At 69.9% G+C, this 20,234-nt stretch carries 17 protein-coding genes and 2 pseudogenes; all 19 read right to left on the bottom strand.

Annotated elements, in window-relative coordinates; translation table 11 throughout:
* Nucleotides 1-36 precede the first annotated feature (36 nt).
* Nucleotides 37-1,503, bottom strand: a complete 1,467-nt coding sequence (locus AC1VNH_RS02320) for a glutamate synthase subunit beta (protein WP_483109698.1) — start codon at nucleotides 1,501-1,503, stop codon at nucleotides 37-39.
* Entirely contained in the window at nucleotides 1,496-6,085 is a 4,590-nt protein-coding gene (gene gltB, locus AC1VNH_RS02315; RefSeq protein WP_483109697.1) for a glutamate synthase large subunit, read from the bottom strand. Before gltB ends, AC1VNH_RS02320 begins: the two co-directional genes overlap by 8 nt.
* A gap of 51 nt (nucleotides 6,086-6,136) precedes the next feature.
* Complete coding sequence (gene lgt / locus AC1VNH_RS02310; protein ID WP_483109696.1) at nucleotides 6,137-7,144, bottom strand: prolipoprotein diacylglyceryl transferase; 1,008 nt, start codon at nucleotides 7,142-7,144, stop codon at nucleotides 6,137-6,139.
* Between the two features lie 41 nt (nucleotides 7,145-7,185).
* A complete protein-coding gene (locus AC1VNH_RS02305) occupies nucleotides 7,186-7,653 on the bottom strand; it encodes a DUF805 domain-containing protein (RefSeq protein ID WP_483109695.1) in 468 nt (155 codons plus the stop codon).
* 42 nt (nucleotides 7,654-7,695) lie between these two features.
* Complete coding sequence (trpA, locus tag AC1VNH_RS02300; RefSeq protein ID WP_483109694.1) at nucleotides 7,696-8,481, bottom strand: tryptophan synthase subunit alpha; 786 nt, start codon at nucleotides 8,479-8,481, stop codon at nucleotides 7,696-7,698.
* Nucleotides 8,478-9,745 (bottom strand): annotated as a pseudogene (gene trpB / locus AC1VNH_RS02295) (tryptophan synthase subunit beta). The gene trpA and the pseudogene trpB overlap by 4 nt, the downstream one beginning before the upstream one ends.
* Nucleotides 9,742-10,518 carry an indole-3-glycerol phosphate synthase TrpC gene (gene trpC, locus AC1VNH_RS02290; RefSeq protein ID WP_483112673.1) on the bottom strand — a complete coding sequence of 259 codons (777 nt, stop codon included), beginning with the start codon at nucleotides 10,516-10,518 and terminating at the stop codon, nucleotides 9,742-9,744. Before trpC ends, trpB begins: the two are co-directional and overlap by 4 nt.
* Before the next feature lie 2 nt (nucleotides 10,519-10,520).
* Nucleotides 10,521-10,751, bottom strand: a complete 231-nt coding sequence (locus AC1VNH_RS02285) for a DUF6704 family protein (protein ID WP_344228094.1) — start codon at nucleotides 10,749-10,751, stop codon at nucleotides 10,521-10,523.
* 41 nt (nucleotides 10,752-10,792) lie between these two features.
* The gene (locus tag AC1VNH_RS02280; RefSeq protein ID WP_483109693.1) at nucleotides 10,793-11,398 is read right to left on the bottom strand and encodes a Trp biosynthesis-associated membrane protein; all 606 of its coding nucleotides are present in this window, start codon (nucleotides 11,396-11,398) and stop codon (nucleotides 10,793-10,795) included.
* Nucleotides 11,395-11,751, bottom strand: coding sequence for a phosphoribosyl-AMP cyclohydrolase (hisI, locus tag AC1VNH_RS02275; protein ID WP_243227858.1), 357 nt, complete (start codon nucleotides 11,749-11,751; stop codon nucleotides 11,395-11,397). The genes AC1VNH_RS02280 and hisI overlap by 4 nt, the downstream gene beginning before the upstream one ends.
* Entirely contained in the window at nucleotides 11,748-12,512 is a 765-nt protein-coding gene (gene hisF / locus AC1VNH_RS02270; protein ID WP_483109692.1) for an imidazole glycerol phosphate synthase subunit HisF, read from the bottom strand. Before hisF ends, hisI begins: the two co-directional genes overlap by 4 nt.
* Complete coding sequence (gene hisG / locus AC1VNH_RS02265; protein ID WP_243227860.1) at nucleotides 12,512-13,354, bottom strand: ATP phosphoribosyltransferase; 843 nt, start codon at nucleotides 13,352-13,354, stop codon at nucleotides 12,512-12,514. Before hisG ends, hisF begins: the two co-directional genes overlap by 1 nt.
* A 43-nt stretch (nucleotides 13,355-13,397) precedes the next feature.
* Complete coding sequence (locus AC1VNH_RS02260) at nucleotides 13,398-13,661, bottom strand: phosphoribosyl-ATP diphosphatase (RefSeq protein WP_137416985.1); 264 nt, start codon at nucleotides 13,659-13,661, stop codon at nucleotides 13,398-13,400.
* Nucleotides 13,662-13,702: 41 nt separating this feature from the next.
* Nucleotides 13,703-14,377 carry a ribulose-phosphate 3-epimerase gene (gene rpe / locus AC1VNH_RS02255; RefSeq protein ID WP_483109691.1) on the bottom strand — a complete coding sequence of 225 codons (675 nt, stop codon included), beginning with the start codon at nucleotides 14,375-14,377 and terminating at the stop codon, nucleotides 13,703-13,705.
* Nucleotides 14,378-14,397: 20 nt separating this feature from the next.
* Nucleotides 14,398-15,761: pseudogene (locus AC1VNH_RS02250) on the bottom strand (RsmB/NOP family class I SAM-dependent RNA methyltransferase).
* Nucleotides 15,758-16,678, bottom strand: a complete 921-nt coding sequence (fmt, locus tag AC1VNH_RS02245; RefSeq protein ID WP_483109690.1) for a methionyl-tRNA formyltransferase — start codon at nucleotides 16,676-16,678, stop codon at nucleotides 15,758-15,760. The pseudogene AC1VNH_RS02250 and the gene fmt overlap by 4 nt, the downstream one beginning before the upstream one ends.
* Nucleotides 16,679-16,686: 8 nt before the next feature.
* A complete protein-coding gene (locus tag AC1VNH_RS02240) occupies nucleotides 16,687-18,687 on the bottom strand; it encodes a primosomal protein N' family DNA-binding protein (RefSeq protein WP_483109689.1) in 2,001 nt (666 codons plus the stop codon).
* 1 nt (nucleotide 18,688) lies between these two features.
* Nucleotides 18,689-19,882, bottom strand: coding sequence for a methionine adenosyltransferase (metK, locus tag AC1VNH_RS02235; RefSeq protein ID WP_483109688.1), 1,194 nt, complete (start codon nucleotides 19,880-19,882; stop codon nucleotides 18,689-18,691).
* A gap of 89 nt (nucleotides 19,883-19,971) precedes the next feature.
* Entirely contained in the window at nucleotides 19,972-20,226 is a 255-nt protein-coding gene (gene rpoZ / locus AC1VNH_RS02230) for a DNA-directed RNA polymerase subunit omega (protein WP_137416980.1), read from the bottom strand.
* Nucleotides 20,227-20,234: the final 8 nt, after the last annotated feature.

Raw genomic sequence — 20,234 nt, 5'->3', positions numbered from 1 at the left:
CGGGTCTTTTAGCGATGAAGGGGATGCAGGTTCAGCCTACGCGGGCTGCAACCCGATCGCGATATCGGTGGGCCGTACAGGCGCCGGCAAAGAGGTCGAACCCATCAGATAGCGGTCGACGGATGCGGCGGCCGCACGTCCTTCGGCGATCGCCCACACGATGAGCGACTGGCCGCGACCCGCATCGCCCGCCACGAACACGCCGGGCGTGGTCGTCTCGTAGGCGTCGTCGCGCTCGACGTTGCCGCGCGAGGTGAACTGCGTCTGCAGCTGACCCTCGAGCTCGGTGCGCTCCGGCCCGGTGAAGCCCATCGCGATGAGCACCAGGTCGGCCGGGATCTCGCGCTCGGTGCCGCTCTTGGGCACCCGGCGGCCGTCGACGTACTCGGTCTCGGCCACACGCAGCGCGCGCACCTCCCCGACCTCGTTCGAGAGGAACTCGACGGTGGAGGCCAGGAAGACCCGCTCGCCGCCCTCCTCGTGCGCCGACTGCACCTCGAAGATCGTCGGCGTCGTCGGCCAGGGCTGCGCATCCGGGCGGGATGCGGGGGGCTGCTTGCCGATGGCGAGGTTCGTCACGCTCAGCGCGCCCTGACGGTGCGCGGTACCGATGCAGTCGGCGCCGGTGTCGCCGCCGCCGATGACGACGACGTGCTTGCCCTCCGCGCTGATCTGCGTGTGGAGCTTCTCACCCGCGACCGCGCGGTTCGACTCGACCAGGTACTCCATCGCGAAGTGCACACCTGCCAGGTCGCGACCGGGGATGGAGAGATCCCGCGGCACCGTCGAGCCGGTGGCGACGACGACCGCGTCGTACCGGCTGCGCAGCTCGTCCCACGTGATGTCGCGGCCGATCTCGACGCCGGCGCGGAACCGCGTCCCCTCGTCCTGCATCTGGCGCAGGCGAAGCTCGAGGTGGCGCTTCTCCATCTTGAAGTCCGGGATGCCGTATCGCAGCAGACCGCCGATGCGGTCGTCGCGCTCGAACACCGCGACCGTGTGACCGGCACGGGTCAGCTGCTGAGCAGCAGCGAGGCCCGCGGGGCCCGACCCGACGACGGCGACCGTCTTGCCGGTCAGCCGCTCCGGCGGCTCCGGCTCGACCCATCCGTGCGAGAAGGCCTCGTCGATGATCGAGACCTCGACCTGCTTGATGGTTACTGCGGGCTGGTTGATGCCCAGGACGCAGGCGCTCTCGCAGGGAGCGGGGCACAGCCGTCCCGTGAACTCCGGGAAGTTGTTGGTGGCGTGCAGTCGCTCGATGGCGCTGCGTCCCTCGCCGCGCCAGGTGAGGTCGTTCCACTCCGGAATGAGGTTGCCCAGCGGGCACCCCTTATGACAGAACGGGATGCCGCAATCCATGCACCGGCCCGCCTGCCGACGCAGCACCGCCGAGTCACCGGGCTCATAGACCTCTTTCCAGTCCATGATGCGCACGGGTACGGGACGGCGCGCGGGCAGCTCCCGCTCGGTCACCTTCAAAAAGCCCTTGGGGTCAGCCACCGGTCACCTCCATGATGCGGCTCCACACGATGTCGCCGTCGGGGTCCAGCCCCTCTGCCAACGCCTCCTCGCGGGTCTGCAGCACCGCTGCGTAGTCGCGCGGCATGACCCGCACGAAGTTCTTCACTTCCTCCTCGAAGTTCTCGAGGAGCGATGCCGCCAGAGACGAGTCCGTCTCCGCGGTGTGACGCTCGAGCAGGTCGCGCAGGATCGCGGCGTCGCCGGATCCCAGCTCGCCCAGCTCGAGCTCGCCCGAGGCGAGCGATTCGCGGTTCACCAGGTTCTCGTCGAGGCGGTAGACGTAGGCCGTGCCGCCCGACATCCCGGCGCCGAGGTTGCGTCCGGTCGTGCCGAGGATGACGGCGAGACCGCCCGTCATGTACTCCAGCGCGTGGTCGCCGACGCCCTCCACGACCGCTGTCGCACCCGAGTTGCGCACCAGGAAGCGCTCACCGACGACGCCGCGCAGGAACATCGTGCCCTGCGTCGCGCCGTAGCCGATGACGTTGCCCGCGATCACGTTCTGCGAGGCGTCGAAGCTCGAACCGCGCGGCGGACGCACGACGATCTGCCCACCCGAGAGGCCCTTGCCGACGTAGTCGTTGGAGTCGCCCTCGAGGCGCAGCGTGATCCCCGCCGGCATGAAGGCGCCGAAGGACTGACCGGCTGATCCGGTGAGGTTGACGATGATCGACCCGCTCGGAAGTCCGTTCGCGCCCCGGGCCTTGGTCACGTGGTGACCGAGCATGGTGCCGACGGCTCGCTCGGTGTTGCGCACCGGGAGCGTGATCTCGACCGTACCGCCGTGGGCGATGACGTCCTGCGCACGCTCGATGAGCGCCACGTCGAAGTGCTTCTCGAGCTCGTGCAGCTGCTCACGGGCGTTCCGGCGCGGCTCATCCTCGGCGAACGCGGGACCCTCGAGGACGGGTGCCAGGTCGAGGCCGCTCGCCTTCCAGTGCTCGATCGCACCGTTGACGTCCAGCAACTCGTTGTGCCCGATCGCCTCGTCCAGTGAGCGGAACCCGAGCTCGGCGAGGTACTCGCGCACCTCCTGGGCGATGAACTCCATGAAGTTGACGACGAACTCGGGCTTGCCGGTGAAGCGCTCCCGCAGAACCGGGTTCTGCGTCGCGACTCCCACCGGGCAGGTGTCGAGGTGGCACACGCGCATCATGATGCAGCCCGAGACCACGAGCGGTGCGGTCGCGAATCCGAACTCCTCGGCACCCAGCAGCGCGCCGATGATCACGTCGCGGCCGGTCTTGAGCTGTCCGTCGACCTGCACGACCACCCGGTCGCGCATGCCGTTGAGCATCAGCGTCTGCTGCGTCTCGGCGAGACCCAGCTCCCACGGGGTTCCTGCGTGCTTGAGCGAGTTGAGCGGGCTGGCGCCCGTTCCCCCGTCGAACCCGGAGACAAGGATGACGTCGGCGAGGGCCTTCGCCGTCCCCGCGGCCACCGCGCCGATGCCCGACTGGCTCACGAGTTTGGCGTGTACACGCGCCGAAGGGTTCGCACGCTTGAGGTCGAAGATGAGCTGCTTGAGGTCTTCGATCGAGTAGATGTCGTGGTGCGGAGGCGGTGAGATGAGCCCGACGCCGGGCGTTCCGCCACGGGTGCGCGCCACCCACGGGTACACCTTCTGCGGGGGCAGCTGTCCGCCCTCGCCGGGCTTCGCGCCCTGCGCGAGCTTGATCTGGATGTCGTCGGCCTCGGTGAGGTACAGGCTCGTGACGCCGAACCGGCCCGACGCCACCTGCTTGATGGCGCTGCGCCGCTCGGGATCGAGCAGACGTTCGACGTCCTCGCCGCCCTCGCCCGTGTTCGACTTGCCGCCGATGCGGTTCATCGCGATCGCGAGGGTCTCGTGCGCTTCCTTCGAGATCGAGCCGTAGCTCATCGCACCGGTGGAGAAGCGCTTCACGATCGCCGAGATCGGCTCGACCTCGTCGATCGGCACCGGAGGCCGGACGCCGGTGCGCAGGCCGAACATGCCGCGCAGCGTCTTGAGCTCGCTCGCCTGGTCGTCCACGAGTTTCGTGTACTCGCGGAAGATGTCGTAGCGACGCTCGCGAGTGGCGTGCTGGAGCCGGAAGACGGTGTCCGGGTTGAAGAGGTGCGGCGAACCGTCGCGACGCCACTGATACTCGCCACCGGTCCACAGCCGCTCGTGCGCGCGCGCGGCCGCATCCTCCGGGTACGCGAAGGCGTGGCGTGCCGCGTTCTCGGCCGCGATCACGTCGAGGCCCACGCCGCCGAGCTTCGACTCGGTGCCGGTGAAGTAGGACGCGATGAATTCCTCGGAGAGACCGACCGCCTCGAACACCTGGGCGCCCGCGTAGGACGACACGGTGGAGATGCCCATCTTCGACATGATCTTCAGAACGCCCTTGCCGAGCGCCTTGATCAGGTTCTTGACCGCCTTCTCCGGCGAGATGCCCGTGATGAACCCGGCGCGTACGAGGTACTCGACGCTCTCCATCGCCAGGTAGGGGTTCACCGCGGACGCGCCGTAGCCGATGAGGGTGGCCACGTGGTGCACCTCGCGCACGTCACCTGCCTCGACCACGAGACCGACCTTCATGCGGGTCTCGTTGCGGATGAGGTGGTGGTGCACGGCCGCGAGCATCAGCAGTGACGGGATGGGTGCCAGGTCCGCGTTGGAGTCGCGGTCGCTGAGCACGATGAACTCGGCACCGTCCTCGATGGCACGGTCGACCTCGGCGCACATCTGTGTGAGGCGCTTCTCCATGCCCTTCGCGCCGGCCTGCACGCGGTAGAGGCCGCGGATCGTGGCGGAGGTGCGCCCCGGCAGGGCCGTGTCGATGTGCTGGATCTTCGCGAGCTCGTCGTTGTCGATGACCGGGAAGTCGAGCGTGACCGTGCGCGCGTGCTCGGCGCCCCAGCTCAGCAGGTTCGGCTCGGGGCCCAGTCCCAGCGAGAGCGAGGTGACGACCTCCTCGCGGATCGAGTCCAGCGGCGGGTTGGTCACCTGCGCGAACTGCTGCGTGAAGTAGTCGAACAGCAGCCGCGGGCGGTCGCTGAGCACCGCGACGGGAGTGTCGCTGCCCATCGCACCCAGCGGCTCGGCGCCCGTCTGGCCCATGGGAGTCAGGAGGATGCGGACCTCCTCCTCGGTGTAGCCGAAGGTGCGCTGACGCCGTGTGATGGAGGCGATGGGGTGCACGATGTGCTCGCGCTCCGGAAGCTCCGAGAGGCGCACGCGACCGGCATCCAACCACTCCTGCCACGGCTGGAGCGTCGCGAGCTCGTTCTTGATCTCGTCGTCCTCGATGATGCGGCGCTGTGCCGTGTCGACGAGGAACATGCGGCCGGGCCGCAGCCGGCCGCGACGCTTGATCCGCTCGGGCTCGAAGTCGAGCACACCGGTCTCGCTGCCGATGACGACCAGTCCGTCGGTCGTCTCCGTCCAGCGTCCCGGACGCAGCCCGTTGCGGTCGAGGGTGGCCCCTACGACGGTGCCGTCGGTGAAGATGAGCGCGGCGGGGCCGTCCCATGGCTCCATCTGCATGGAGTGGTACTCGTAGAACGACCGCAACTTCGGGTCCATGTCGGGCTGCTTCTCGTACGCCTCCGGGACCATCATCATGATGGCGTGTGGCAGGCTCCGGCCCGTGAGGGTGAGAAGCTCGAGCACCTCGTCGAAGGACGCGGAGTCGCTCGCACCGTCGGTACAGATCGGCAGGAGCGGACGGATGTCGCCCAGCAGCTCGGACTCGAGCTGCGACTGGCGCGCCCGCATCCAGTTGCGGTTGCCGTTGACCGTGTTGATCTCGCCGTTGTGAGCGACCATCCGCAACGGCTGCGCGAGAGGCCACGACGGGAACGTGTTGGTCGAGTAACGGGAGTGGACGACGGCCAGCTCCGAGGCGAAGCGCTCGTCCTGCAGGTCGGGATAGAAGGGCTCCAGCTGCAGGGTCGTGACCATGCCCTTGTATCCGAGCGTGCGACTGGACAGCGAGACGAAGTAGGCGTCGAGTTCGTTACGGGCGCGCTTGCGCAGTCGGAACACCCGACGGTCCAGGTCGATGCCGCTGAGCGCGGGCGCGTCGCCCACGGCGGGGCGGGACAGGAAAACCTGCTCGAACGCCGGACGCGCCTCGAGGGCCAGCTTGCCGAGGTGCTCCTCCTCCGTGGGCACCTCGCGCCAGCCGAGCACCACGAGGTTCTCGCTGGCGGCGATGCGCTCGATGCCGGCCTTCTGTGCGGCGCGCTCCTCACCGTCGCGAGGCAGGAACGCGAGGCCCGCCGCGTACTCCCCCACCGGCGGCAGATCGAAGTCCACGACGGCGCGCAGGAAAGCGTCCGGCATCTGGGTCAGGATGCCCGCACCGTCGCCGGTCCCGGCGTCGGAGCCGATCGCGCCGCGGTGCTCCAGATTGCGAAGCGCCGTCAGGGCGAGATCGATGATGTCGTGGCCCGCCTCGCCGCGAAGGGTCGCGACCATGGCCAGACCACACGCGTCCTTCTCGAATGCGGGGTTGTACATGCCCTGCTTGGCAGGGAAGGCGCCGAAGCCCGCAGATCCGGGGGCGCTGTGACGGGGGCTCGAAGCCATACCAACCGTCCTCGATTGTTGCTGTTGCTGGGACGACGTCGGCCCGGAGAGTTACTTGGCGGCGGTGCTTGTGGCGCTGCCAGTCGTGATGGTTTCGTCGGCGGGGGGTGCGCTCACATCGACGAAGTCCTCGGTGTTCTGCGATTGTACAGCCGACTTGTCCACCCACTCGCGACCGGGCCGGTAGGGCGAGGCCTCCAAGCCGGTGTGACGCACCTTCTGGACCACGAGGATGACCAGGCCCAGGATGACGCCGAAGATCGCAGCCCACACGTTCGAGCGCAATCCGAAGAACACCTCGCTCGGGTCGATGCGGATGTTCTCCCAGACGATTCGGCCCGCCGAGTACCAGACGAGGTACAGACCGAACTGGCGGCCCCACTGGAGCGTGAACCGCTTGCCCGCCCACAGGATGACGGCGGCACCCAACAGATTCCAGATCACCTCGTACAGGAAGGTCGGCTGGAAAAGCGTGCCCTCTGGCAGTCCGACGGGGATCGCGTCGTTGGGTCGGGCGATCTCCAGCCCCCACCAGGCGTCGGTCGGCTGACCGAACAGCTCCTGGTTGAAGTAGTTGCCGAAACGGCCCATCGCCTGGGCGATGATCAGGCCCGGAGCGAGGGCATCCGCGAAGCTCCAGAACCGGATGCCGGTCCAGCGGCAGCCGATGAGCGCGCCGATCGCGCCGCCGATGAGGGCACCGTAGATCGCGATGCCGCCCTCCCAGATGGCCCACACCGACCCCGGCTCGAACGGGTTCCAGGTGTTCTTGCCGTCACCGAAGTAGAACCCCGGGTGCGTGAGCACGTGGAAGGCTCGGGCGCCGATGAGCGCGAGCGGAATCGCGAACAGCGCGATGTCCACAACGACCCAGGGCTCGCCCCCGCGCTTGGTCAGGCGCCTGTTCGTGAGGAGTGTGGCCACGACGATGCCGGCGATGATGCACAGCGCGTAGAACCGGATCTCCGGGCCGCCCGGCCACAGGTTGAATCCGTTGATCGGAGGGCTCGGGATGCTGGCGAGCACGCCTGCGGGCGCGCTCGTGAGGGCGAACGTCATGACGACGAGTCTAAAGGCGTCGATGGTGCCCTCGTGCGCGCTCAGGGATACCTGTCGAAGCGGGCGCCCGCGGGACGGGAACGTCCGGTCGTGAACACCAGCAGGACGATCACCCCGATGAGCGGGATCAGCACCATGAAGAACCAGAGCCCGCTGCGATCCACGTCGTGCAGCCGGCGCCAGGTCAGAGCGAGTCCGGGCAGCAGGGTGAGCAGGGAGTACAGGGCGGCGATGGCGCCGATCGCCGTCGTCACGCCTGCGTCGGACTGTGCGCCGTTCCACACCAGATACGGCGCCGGCCATGCCGAGAAGGTCAGCGGCTCGCCGACGGCGCTCGAGACGATCTGGAATCCGAGCCCCACGAGAGCGTTGGTCAGTACCCACCACCAGAACTCGCTGCGGCTCGCCCTGCCCGAGAACGTCGCGTACTTCAAGAAGTAGCGCGCGATCGCCTGAGCCCAGGACGCCCCGTAGAGCGGGTGCGACAGCGGGATCGTGGAGGAAGTCACCTCGGCGACGCTACGCGAACCGCACGCGGCACGCGAGCGGGCTCAGCGACGGGTGCCGTCGGCCAGAGCGTGGGCGGTGCGCGCCAGTTCCTCGAGCCCGCCGTCACGGAGCGCCCGCACCAGAGCGGTGCCCACGATCGCGCCGTCGGCGTACTCCAGGACGCCCGAGACCTGCTCCGCGTTCGAGATGCCGATGCCCACGGCCGCGTGCTCGACCCCCCGCTCGCGCAGCCGCGACACGAGCGTGCGAGCCGCCGCATCCAACTCGGCGCGCTCCCCCGTGATGCCCATCGTCGAGACCGTGTAGACGAACCCCGTGGAGTTCTGCACGACCAGCTCGAGACGCTCGTCGCTCGAGGTGGGGGCCGCAAGGAAGATCCGGTCGAGCCCGGTGCGCTCGCTCGCGGCGATCCACTCGGCAGCGGCCTCGGGGGTGATGTCGGGGGTGATGAGTCCCGCTCCCCCGGCGGCGAGCAGGTCGTCGGCGTAGCGGTCTACGCCGTACTGGAACACGGGGTTCCAATAGGTCATGACCACGACGGGCACGTCGACGCGGCTCGTGATCTCCTTGATCGCCGGGAACAGGTCGCGCAGGCGGAAGCCAGCGGCCAGGGCGGCCTGGGTCGCCTCCTGGATGACCAGGCCGTCCATCACCGGGTCGGAGTACGGCGGGCCGAGCTCGATGATGTCGGCACCGTTCTCGGCGAGCACGACAGCAGCCTCGATGCTCGTGGCGATGTCGGGGAAACCGAGCGGCAGGTAGCCGACGAACGCGCCGCGTCCCTCGGCGTGGGCGGCCTCGATGGCCGCGGCGACGCGTGAACTCACAGCTCGGTCCCCTCTCCCCGCGCCTCGTCGGCCGGGGGCGCGCCGTCGACCGGCGACCCCTCGTCGCCCGCTGCGTCGTACAGATCGAAATAGCGGGCGGCCGTGTCCATGTCCTTGTCGCCGCGACCGGACAGGTTGATGGCGATGACCGCGTCGGGGCCGAGCTCCTTGCCGATGCGCAGAGCACCGGCCAACGCGTGCGCCGATTCGATGGCGGGGATGATGCCCTCGGTGCGCGAGAGCAGACGCAACGCCTGCATGGCCTCGTCGTCGGTCGCCGGGATGTAGGACGCGCGGCCGATATCGGCTAGCCAGGCGTGCTCCGGGCCGACGCCCGGGTAGTCCAGGCCCGCCGAGATGGAGTGGGACTCGACGGTCTGCCCGTCTTCGTCCTGGAGCACGTAGGTCTTGGCGCCGTGCAGGATGCCGGCGCGGCCGCGCTCGATGGAGGCCGCGTGCTTCGGCGTGTCGACTCCGTCGCCCGCCGCTTCGACGCCGTAGAGCGCCACGGATTCGTCGTCGAGGAACGCGTCGAACATGCCGATCGCGTTTGATCCGCCGCCGACGCAGGCGAACACGGCGTCGGGGAGCCGGCCCACCTGCTCCAGCAACTGGGCGCGCGCCTCCTCCCCGATGACCTTCTGGAAGTCACGCACGAGGGCGGGGAACGGATGCGGCCCCGCCGCGGTGCCGAAGATGTAGTTCGTCGTCTCGACGCTCGCCACCCAGTCGCGGTATGCCTCGTTGATCGCGTCCTTGAGGGTTCGGGAGCCCGTCGTGACCGGGATGACCTCGGCGCCCAGCAGCCGCATCCGCGCGACGTTCAGCGCCTGTCGCTCGGTGTCGACCTCTCCCATGTAGATCGTGCACTCGAAGCCGAACAGCGCCGCAGCCGTGGCGGTCGCGACGCCGTGCTGGCCCGCCCCCGTCTCTGCGATGACACGCGTCTTACCCAGGCGCTTGGTGAGCAGCGCCTGCCCGAGCACGTTGTTGATCTTGTGCGAGCCGGTGTGGTTGAGGTCCTCGCGCTTGAGGAACACGCGTCCTCCCCCGCGTGGGCGGCGAATCGCGGCACTTCGGTCAGCACCGACGGACGCCCGGCGTACGAGTGGAGCAACTCCGCGAACTCGGCCTGGAAGGCGGGATCGACGATGGCCGACTCATAGACCGCGGTCAGCTCGTCGATCGCCGCGATGAGCGACTCGGGCATGTAGCGCCCGCCGTATTGACCGAAGAAGGGTCCTTTGACATCGCGCAGACTCATGATCCAGCCTCCAGGAAAGCGTGCAGGGTCGCCACCGGTTCCGCGGTCACGAGTGCTTCGCCGATGAGGACGACGTCCGCGCCACCGGAGCGGTAGTGGCGGACATCGTCGGGTGTGAGCACCGCCGACTCGGCGATCTTGATGGCATCGCTCGGGAACGAATCGGCGAGACGGCCGAACAGGTCGCGATCGAGTTCGAACGTGCTGAGGTTGCGCGCATTGACCCCGATGAGGCGTGCTCCGAGATCGGATGCGCGGGATAGTTCCTCGGCGGAATGTGTCTCCACGAGCGGCGTCATCCCGAGCTGGAGGACGAGATCGTGCAGCTGCGCCAGGAGCGGCTGCTCGAGGGCCGCGACGATCAGCAGCACCAGATCGGCACCGGCCGCGCGGGCTTCGAGCACCTGATACGGGGTGGCGATGAAGTCCTTGCGCAGCACCGGCACGGAGACGCGTTCGCGGACCGCTTCGAGGTCCGCGAGGCTGCCCTTGAACTTGCGGCCCTCCGTCAGCACGGAGATCGCGCTCGCGCCACCCTCTTCGTAGCGCGAGGCTTGGAAGGCGGGATCCGGGATCGCCGCCAGATCACCGCGCGACGGGCTCGCGCGCTTCACCTCGGCGATGATCTTCACGCGGTCCGCCGGGGCGAGGGCCGCGAGGGCGTCGAGCGCGGCGGGACGGTCCAGGGCAGCGCGCTCCACGATCGCGAGAGGCGTGCGCGCCTCACGCTCGCGGGCATCCTCGACTGCGCCGGCCGTGAGGTCGGCGAGCACCATCAGTGCTCTTTCGCGACGTACTTCGGGCCGTTGACGCCCCAGCCGGCGCGGGCCAGCGCCCACCCGACGATCAGACCCACCACGAGCAGACCGACCGACGCCCAGACGAGCACGGGCATGTCCAGCACGAAGAACACCGTGCCCAGCGCGACGGCGACGAGCATGATCACCACGGCCGTCCAGGCTGCCGGGGAGTGTCCGTGGCCGGGGTCGTCGATGGAATTGCTCATGTCTCTCCTTCGGGTGCGGCCACGTGACGGCCGGATCCAGTCTAGCGGGGCGGGCCGGGGAAGGTCGGATCATCGCCGCGTGAGAGGTCGTCCCACGAGTCGATCGCATCCAGAGGTGCGTCGTCGGCGACGACGGTCCGCCGTCGTGCAGCGTCGTACTTGCGTCCTCCGCCCGCCCAGCGCCAGCCGGTCACGATCACGAAGGAACCCGCCACCAGCAGCAGGAAGGCAGCGAGGAGGGCGACGACCGGCCACCCGGTGACGCTGGCGCTCGCGACGAGTGCCGCCACCGAGGAGTCGCCGGTGATCCCCGTGGTCTCCGTCACGCTCGGCGCATACGCGTCGATGGGCACGTCGAAGACGACGGGCGCCGTGACCGATGCGATACCGATCGCCGCGGCCACTGTCAGCGCGCCGAACACGACACGGAGCACCCGTCCGACGATCGACAGCGCCGCGCCCAGCGCGAGCACCGCCAGACTCAGCGGCGTCAGCACGGGGATGGCTGCGGTTCCCGCGACCGCTACATCGGCGGCAGCACCGTCTGTCAGCGCAACGTGGATCCAGGTCTGCGTGGCTGCCAGGATGCTCGCAGCGCCCGCCGCGAGGATCGCCAGAACCGAGGTCGAGCGTGCGCGACGGATCACTCGCCGCCTCGCACGGGCTCCAGGTCGTCGGAGTCGAAACAGGTCCGGGTGCCGGTGTGGCAGGCGGGGCCGGTCTGCTCGACCGAGAGGAGCACGGCGTCGCCGTCGCAGTCGAGACGGGCACCGCGCACGACCTGGATGTGGCCGGACGTGTCGCCCTTGCGCCAGTACTCCTGCCGCGACCGCGACCAGTAGGTGGCACGGCCGGAGGTCAGCGTGCGCCGTAGCGCCTCCGCATCCATCCAGCCCATCATGAGCACCTCACGGGTGTCCCACTGCTGCACGATCGCTGCGACCAGACCCTGGTCGTTGAAACGCACCCGCGAGATTCGCTCGTCGACGCTCTCGCTCATCGCCGCACCTCGATCCCCTCGTCGACCAGCGCGTCCTTCACGTCGCCGACCGTGAGCTGGCCGGAGTGGAAGACGGATGCGGCCAGCACCGCGTCCGCACCGGCACGGATCGCGGGTGCGAAGTCACCGACCTGACCGGCACCGCCCGAGGCGATGACCGGCACGCGGGAGATCTCCCGCATCAGAGCGACGAGCTCAAGGTCGAAACCGTTCTTCGTGCCGTCGGCGTCGATCGAGTTGACCAGCAGCTCTCCGGCGCCGCGCTCGATGGCCTCGCGGGCCCAGGCGAGCGCGTCGAGGCGGGTGAGCGTTCGGCCGCCATGGGTCGTGACGGCGAAGCCGGACGGCATCCCTTCGGCGCGCTTCACATCCAGCGACAGGACCAGCACCTGGGCGCCGAATCGGTCCGCGATCTCGTCGATGAGCGCCGGGCGGGCGATCGCCGCGGAGTTGACGCCGATCTTGTCCGCGCCCACCCCGAGCAGCCGTGCAACGTCGTCATCGGAACGCACGCCGCCGCCGACCGTCAGCGGGATGAAGACCTCTTCCGCGGTGCGACGGACGACGTCGTAGGTCGTCGCCCGTTCGTCGACGGTCGCGGTGACGTCCAGGAAGGTGAGCTCGTCCGCGCCCTGTTCGAAGTACAGCCGTGCGAGCTCGACGGGATCCCCCATGTCGCGGAGGTTCTCGAACTTCACGCCTTTGACCACGCGTCCCGCCGCCACATCCAGGCACGGGATCACCCGGCAGACCACGCTCATCAGAGCCTCGCCGCGTGGATCTCGGTCACGAGGATCGCTCGCGCGCCGATCGCATAGAGCGCGTCCATGACCTGGTTCACGCCCTTGCGCGGGCTCATGACGCGCACCGCCACCCACGACGGGTCCCGCAGGGGCGAGATCGTGGGCGATTCGATACCCGGCGCGACCGCGATCGCCTCGTCGACGAGGTCGGCCGGCAGGTCGTAGTCGATGAGCACGTACTCACGCGCGACCATGACACCGCGCAGGCGCCGCAGCAGCGTCTCGAGCCCTGCAGGTTCCTGGGCACCGGTGATCAGTACGGCATCCGACTCCAGGAGCACCGGTCCGAAGATCTCGAGCCCCGCCTGGCGGAGCGTGGTGCCGGTGGAGACGACGTCGGCTACCGCGTCGGCGACGCCGAGTTCTACGGCCGACTCCACGGCGCCGTCGAGCGGCACGAGATCGACCGCGACGCCGTGCTCGTCGAGGTACGCGTCGACGAGACCCGGATAGGCGGTGGCGACCCGCATCCCCTCGAGGTCTGCGAGCTCGGTGAATCGACCGGGGGGGCCGGCGAAGCGGAAGGTGGAGCCGCCGAAGCCGAGCGCTTCGATCTCGCGCGCGCCGGGCATGCGCGCATCCAGCAACAGGTCGCGCCCGGTGATGCCGACATCGAGGGCGCCCGAGCCGACGTAGGTCGCGATGTCCTTGGGACGCAGGTAGAAGAACTCGACGTCGTTGAGCGGGTCGATGGCGTGCAGATCCTTCGGATCGCGGCGGCCCTTGTACCCCGCTTCGGCGAGCATGGCCGCCGCGGTCTCGGAAAGGGAGCCCTTGTTGGGCACGGCGATTCTCAGCATGGGGAAACTCTCTGGAAGGTGACGGATGCGGCGGGTGCGGGCATCAGAGATGTCGGTACACGTCCGCCGGCGTCAGGCCCTTGGCCAACATGAGCACCTGGAGGTGGTACAGCAGCTGGGAGATCTCCTCCGCCGCTTCGGTGTCGCTCTGGTACTCGGCGGCCATCCAGACCTCTGCCGCCTCTTCGACGATCTTCTTGCCGATCGCGTGCACACCGGCATCCAGCTCCGCGACGGTGCCGGATCCGGCGGGGCGCGTCCGGGCCTTGAGCTCGAGCTCCGCGAACAGGTCGTCGAACGTCTTCACCGTCCTAGGGTACCGTCCGCGGACCGGCGCGGATGCCGCCCTCAGTGCCGGTGCGCCATCGCGCCGGCGGCCTGCGCCCGGAGTCCCGCGATCGCCGCATCCGGGTCCTCCGCGCCGAACACGGCGGATCCGGCGACGAACGTGTCGGCGCCCGCGGACGCCGCCTGTTCGATGGTGGCCGGAGCGATCCCACCGTCGACCTGGAGCCAGACCGCCGAGTCGACACGCCGCGCGGCGTCGGCGAGGCGCGCGAGCTTCGGCATCGTCTCGGGCATGAACGACTGTCCGCCGAAGCCCGGCTCCACGGTCATCACCAGGATCTGGTCGAACTCGCGCAGCAGCTCCAGCAACGGCTCCTCGGAGGTCCCGGGCTTGATCGCGACCCCGGCGCGTGCACCGATCTGACGCAGCCGTCGTGCGAGCGCAACCGGCTCCGCGGCGGCTTCGAGATGGAAGGTCACCGAGGCCGCGCCCAGCTCTGCGTATCCCGGCGCCCATCGGTCGGGGTCGTCGATCATCAGGTGCACGTCCAGAGGGACGGGACTCGTCGCCTGCACCCGTTCGACCATCTGCGGACCGAACGTCAGGTTCGGCACGAAGTGGTTGTCCATCACGTCGACGTGCACGAAGTCGGCGCCGGAGATGCGGCCGAGCTCGGCCTGCATGTTGACGAAGTCGGCGGCGAGGATCGAGGGATTGATGCGGGGAGCGCTCACCCTGCCATTATCGGCGAGCGTCACGCACGGCGCCGCAGCAGCGAGATCGACATGGCGTCCGTGCCGTGGCGGTGGGGCCACAGCTGGGCTCGTCCGCTGCCGTCGGCGGGCGTCGGGAGATCCATCGGCTGATTCGCGACCTCCTGCAGCACGGCGCGGGCGTCGATCTCCTCGATGTCATCGCCTCGGCGCTCTCGCACCTCCGCCACGACGGCACTCGTCTCGGCCAGATGGGGCGAGCACGTGACGTAGGCGACGATGCCACCCGGCGTCAGCGCGTCGAGCGCGCTCTCCAACAGCTCCGCTGCAGGCTCGCGAGCGCCGCCACGTCTTGCGGGGACTTCCGCCAGCGCGCCTCGGGCCGGCGACGGAGGGCCCCCAGGCCCGTGCACGGCGCGTCGACCAGGATGCGGTCGTAACGCCCGCGCCCCGCGCGCGAACGCCCGTCCTCCTCGCTGACGACCACCTCTGCGGGAACACCCGCGAGCGCCTGACGCACGAGTCCTGCACGGGCCGGCGCGATCTCGTTGGCCTCCAGCAGAGCACCGCCGGCGACGGCCTCGGCGGCCAGCAGGGCGGTCTTGCCGCCGGGCCCCGCACACAGATCGAGCCATCGCTCGCCGGCGAGCACCGGCTCGGCGCGACTGAGCGCGAGCGCCGCCAGCTGCGAGCCCTCGTCCTGCACGCGGATGCGGCCGCCGGACGCGCGGATGAGCGGCTCGGGGTCGCCGCCCGCCGAGAGGGCACCCACCGGCGAGTACCGGGTCGGTGCGAGCTCGGACGGCCGTTCGGCGAGTCCGGGGAGCACGGCGAGCGACACCCGCGGTGAGGCGTTGTCCGCACGCAGGAGGTCGTCGAGCTCGTCAGCGCGCCCCTCGGCCGCGAGGGCACGACGGAAGGCGCGGATCACCCAGACCGGGTGCGCGTATGCGAGCCCCCGTCGTTCGTCGTCGGAGCGGGCCGCCGCCTCGATGCGGGCGAGCCACTCCCCCGGCGTGTCGCGCGAGATCCGCCGGAGCACCGCGTTGACGAATCCGGTCGGCGCTGCGCCGATCGTCTCGCGTACGAGGGCCACCGTCTCGTGCACGGCCGCGTGGGAGGCGATCCGGGTCGAGAGCAACTGGTGCGCACCCAGCCGCAGGGCGTCGAGCACGTCCTCGTCGATCTCGTCGGTGGATCGGCCCGCCGCAGACGCGATGATCGCGTCGTAGGTGCCGAGGCGCCGAAGGGTGCCGTACGTCAGCTCGGTGGCGAGGGCCGCATCCTTCGCGTCGAGCCCGGCGCGCGCGATCTCCACCGGCAGAAGGAGGTTCGCGTACGCATCGGATGCCGCGACGGCGCGCAGCGTGTCGAAGGCCACCCGTCGCGGATCGAAGCGGCTCACGACGCCACCAGCCCGTCCGCCGCACGGAGCCCTCGCAGCCAGTCGCCGGCTGCCATCGCCGCCTTGCCCGCCGGCTGCACCCGCACGAGCGCCACCGGCTCGGTCGCGGTGCCGACGAGCACCTCGGACTGCGCTGCGTGGATGGCGCCGGGGGCCAAGGTCGCGGCACCATCCGCGCGATGCATGTCGTGGATCTTGACGCGCACGTCGTCGACCGTCGTGAAGGCGCCCGGTTCGGGCGTCGTGCCACGGAAGCGCGACAGCACCGCGTCCGCCGGCTGCGTCCAGTCGAGACGGCCGTCCTCGGCTGTCAGCTTGCCCGCGTACGTGCTCTCGCCCGCCTGCGGGAGGGCACGAGCCGTCCCCGCCGCCATCTGATCGACGACCTCGACCAGCGCCGTCGCGCCGTCGCGTGCGAGATCCTCCAGGACCCGGCCCGCCGTGGCCGTCGCGGGGATGCGGTACCGGGTGCCGCCGTACACGTCGCCCTCGTCGAGGCCCGCGGTGAGCTGGAACACGTTCGTCCCGGTCTCGCTGTCTCCGGCGATGAGCGCCCGCTGCACGGGGGCCGCTCCCCGCCAGCGCGGCAGCAACGAGAAGTGGAGATTGATCCATCCGAGACGGGGTGTGCTCAGCAGGGGTTCGCGAACGAGGCCACCGTACGCCACGATGACGCCCAGATCCGGTGCGAGGGCCGCGATGTGCTCGGTCGCCTCCGCGTCCAGACGATCGGTCTTGAGCACGTCGATGCCGAGCTCTTCGGCCGCCGCGGCGACCGGCGACGCCGTGAGGACGCGTTTGCGGCCGACGGGAGCGTCACGGCGGGTGACGACGCAGGCGATCTCGTGATCGGTGCCGGCCAACGCGCGCAGCGAGGCGACGGCAGGATCGGGCGTTCCTGCGAAGACAAGACGCATCGGGTTCCTCACAGCTCGGGATCGGGCACGTCCACCCGAACTCTGAGTGTATTCCGGCTCCGCGCGGCACCGCGGCCTCGTGCGCGGCGTGCACGGACGGCGTCGGCGATCACCGCGGCCCGCAGCGAGCCCGTCACCGCCTTCCCGTGGCCGTAGTCGAAACGCACGAGGGCTCGCGAGCGCGGCGGGTCCTCCCCGAGGATCTCGGATGGCCCGAGGACCGCCTCCGGATCCAGCGAGGGCACCTCGGCGCGCAACTGCGCGAGGGCGTCGTGGAGGGGTCGGGGCTCCCCCTCCACCACGGCCACCCGCACCGCCGGCGGCAGATGCAGCACCGCGCGGTCGGCGATCTCCGCGCGGGCATGGGCGGGCTGCGTCCATGTCGCCAGGGCACGGGCGAGGGGCCCTGCGACCCCGGTGAGCAAGACGGGTGCGCCGGGCGCGGCCAAGGCTGCGGCGTTCGACCACCACCGCAGACACGCCTCGCCGATGCGCAGGTCCTCGGCGAGCAGCATCCGGTCGCCGTCCAGCAGCAGCACGGCACGGTACCCGCCGTCCGCGATCGGTTCGGCCCCACGGGTGGCGATGACCAGAGCGGGCCGATGCTCGACGCGCGCGACGGGGTGGTCGCCGTCGGCCACGATCACTCGGGTGCCCGGGAACGCCCGACCGAGCTCGTCCGCGGTGCGTTCGCTTCCCGACGATGCGAGCCGGAGGTGCTGGCCCTCGCACACGGCGCACTGCCAGCCGGCGATCCCGCGCCCGCACCAGGCGCATCCGGGCGGCCGGCCCTGCCTGCGCACGCGGAGGGGACCGGAGCAGTGCAGACAGCGCGCCGGCGCGCGACACGAGGAGCAGACAACCACGGGCGCGTATCCTGGGCGCGCGACCTGGACCAGCACCGGACCCTCCGTCAGCGCGTCGCGCACGGCCTGGAACGCCGAGGAGGGGATGCGGGCCTGCGCGACCGCATCCGATGTCGCGGTCAGGATCACGCGCGGTGTGACACGACGCGCCGCCGGGAGGTGGCGGAACCAGCCGATCTGAACGAGCCGCTCGACATCCGTGGTGCGCGTGTGACCGAGCACGAGCAAGGCGCTCTGCTCGCTCTCCTGCCGCAGCAGCGCGACGTCCCGGGCGTGCACACCCGGGCTGAGCGGCTCCGCGAGCAACGGATCGCCGTCGTCCCAGATCACGACCAGCCCCGTGTTCGTCGTGGGTGCGTAGACGGCGGATCGATTGCCGACGACGATGCAGGGGGCTGCGGCGAGGGTGCGCAGATAGGCGCCGTAACGCGACGGTCCGCTCTGCCGCGCGTCCGACTGCACGAGTGCGTTCGGCGGCACGCGCCCCGCGAGCGCGGTCATCACCTGGTCCTGATCGCGGTGGTCGGGAACCACGATGACGACGCTGCGTCCCGCGGCGAGGGTGATGGTGGCCGCGGCGGCGATGAGCACCGCCCAGGATCCCACCGTGGTGCCCTCCGCGAGTTCTGCGACGCGCGGCGTCGCATCCACGGCGAGTCGTTCACCGGCTCGGATGCCCTCCGCCAGGTGCGGGAACGCCGCGAGCACTTCTTCGGCGGTCCGCACGGCTTCGGCCTGCGGCGCCTCGACGACCGGTTCCGGCGAGTGGAGCCACGCCTTCTCGGCGCGCACCATCCGTTTCGGCACGGCGAGGCGGAGGACATCGGATGCGGACCCGGCCGCACGGTCTGCGACGCGACGCGCCAGGTTGTAGAGGGTCGGCGGCAGCACGGGCATCGGCGAGACCACGCTGTCGAGTTCCGAGAGCGGACGCTCGCGGTCCGTCTCCTCGCCGCGTTCGACCAGGAATCCGTCCACGACGCGGCCGGCAGTACGCAGCGGTACGCGTACGCGTACCCCGGGCACGGCGTCCTCGTCGAACTCCGGCGGGATCGCGTAGTCGAACAAGCGGTCGAGCTGCGGCAGCGGCGAGTCCAGCAGCACGCGCGCGACGGGCCGAGCGGGGCCGGATGCCCCGGTCATCTCAGAGCCCGGCTGCGGCACGCAACTCGTCGACGCGGTCCAGCCGCTCCCAGGTGAACGTGGGCAGCTCGCGACCGAAGTGACCGTACGCGGCCGTCGCCGAATAGATGGGACGCAGCAGATCCAGCTGGTCGATGATGGCCTTGGGACGCAGATCGAAGACGTCGAGGATCGCCGCCGTGATCGTCTCGTCGCTCACATGTCCCGTGCCGAAGCTCTCGACGTAGAGGCCGACCGGGCTCGCCTTGCCGATCGCGTACGCGACCTGTACTTCGAGGCGCTCCGCGAGACCCGCCGCCACCGCGTTCTTCGCGACCCACCGCATCGCGTACGCGGCGGAGCGGTCGACCTTGGACGGATCCTTGCCGCTGAAGGCGCCGCCACCGTGGCGTGCCGCGCCCCCGTAGGTGTCGATGATGATCTTGCGCCCGGTCAGGCCGGCATCGCCCTTGGGGCCACCGGTCACGAAGGGGCCCGCGGGGTTGATGTAGTACTGCACGTCGGGCGTGTCGAGCCCGGTGTCCGCGAGGACGGGGTCGATCACCTCCCGGCGCACCAGCTCGCGTAGCTCGTCCTGACTGATGTCGGGATGATGCTGCGTGGAGAGCACGACCGACTCCACGGTCTTCGGGGTGTGGCCGTCGTAGCCGAGGGTGACCTGTGTCTTGCCGTCGGGACGCAGGAAATCGAGGGTGCCGGACCTGCGGACGGCGGCCAGGCGCTCGGCCATGCGGTGCGCGGTCCACGCCGCCATGGGCATGAGCTGCTCGGTCTCGGTCGTGGCGAAGCCGAACATGATGCCCTGGTCGCCGGCGCCCTGTTCGTCTCGGGGATCGACCGATCGACCCTCGCGCTGCTCGAACGCCTGGTTGACGCCTGCCGCGATGTCCGAGGACTGCGCGCCGATCGAGACCGAGACGCCGCACGAGTCGCCGTCGAACCCGGTGTCACTGGAGGTGTATCCGATGCGGTTCACGACGTCGCGGACGATCGCGGGGATCTCGACGTAGGCGCGCGTCGAGACTTCGCCCGCGACGTGCACGAGCCCGGTCGTCGCGAGGGTCTCGACAGCGACGCGTCCCGTCGGATCCTCCGCGATGATCGCGTCGAGGATGCTGTCGGAGATCTGGTCGCAGATCTTGTCCGGATGCCCTTCCGTGACGGACTCGGACGTGAACAGACGCAGCTCGGTCATCGCAACTCCCACTCGAGACGTGAGGGACTCCCCCACTGTGACGCTCCCCCGGACACCGAAGTGCCGGGGGGAGCGTCGACGTGATCAGATCACTCGGCGTGACGCAGCCGCAGCTTGTCCTCGTTGATCTCGTGCAGCGCGATCGTCAGCGGCTTGTCCTCGATCGTGGAGTCCACGAGCGGGCCCACGTTGTCGAAGAGGTTGCCCTCGTGCAGGTCCGAGTAGTAGTCGTTGATCTGACGCGCCCGCTTGGATGCGTAGATCACGAGCTGGTACTTCGAGTCGACCTTGTCGAGAAGGCTGTCGATGGGGGGCTCGATGATGCCCTGGTTGGTCCCAGCCATGGCGGTAC

This window comes from Microbacterium sp. KU4F (assembly GCF_056868075.1).
This window is presented reverse-complemented; position numbering and strand designations above follow the sequence as displayed.

Excerpts from the sequence above, each read along its gene's own strand:
- gltB (WP_483109697.1), bottom strand. The coding sequence starts at position 6,085 with ATGGCTTCGAGCCCCCGTCACAGCGCCCCCGGATCTGCGGGCTTCGGC.
- AC1VNH_RS02240 (WP_483109689.1), bottom strand. The coding sequence starts at position 18,687 with ATGACCGGGGCATCCGGCCCCGCTCGGCCCGTCGCGCGCGTGCTGCTG.
- hisI (WP_243227858.1), bottom strand. The coding sequence starts at position 11,751 with ATGAGCGAGAGCGTCGACGAGCGAATCTCGCGGGTGCGTTTCAACGAC.
- AC1VNH_RS02285 (WP_344228094.1), bottom strand. The coding sequence starts at position 10,751 with ATGAGCAATTCCATCGACGACCCCGGCCACGGACACTCCCCGGCAGCC.
- rpoZ (WP_137416980.1), bottom strand. The coding sequence starts at position 20,226 with ATGGCTGGGACCAACCAGGGCATCATCGAGCCCCCCATCGACAGCCTT.
- hisG (WP_243227860.1), bottom strand. The coding sequence starts at position 13,354 with ATGCTGAGAATCGCCGTGCCCAACAAGGGCTCCCTTTCCGAGACCGCG.
- metK (WP_483109688.1), bottom strand. The coding sequence starts at position 19,882 with ATGACCGAGCTGCGTCTGTTCACGTCCGAGTCCGTCACGGAAGGGCAT.
- hisF (WP_483109692.1), bottom strand. The coding sequence starts at position 12,512 with ATGAGCGTGGTCTGCCGGGTGATCCCGTGCCTGGATGTGGCGGCGGGA.
- fmt (WP_483109690.1), bottom strand. The coding sequence starts at position 16,678 with ATGCGTCTTGTCTTCGCAGGAACGCCCGATCCTGCCGTCGCCTCGCTG.
- lgt (WP_483109696.1), bottom strand. The coding sequence starts at position 7,144 with ATGACGTTCGCCCTCACGAGCGCGCCCGCAGGCGTGCTCGCCAGCATC.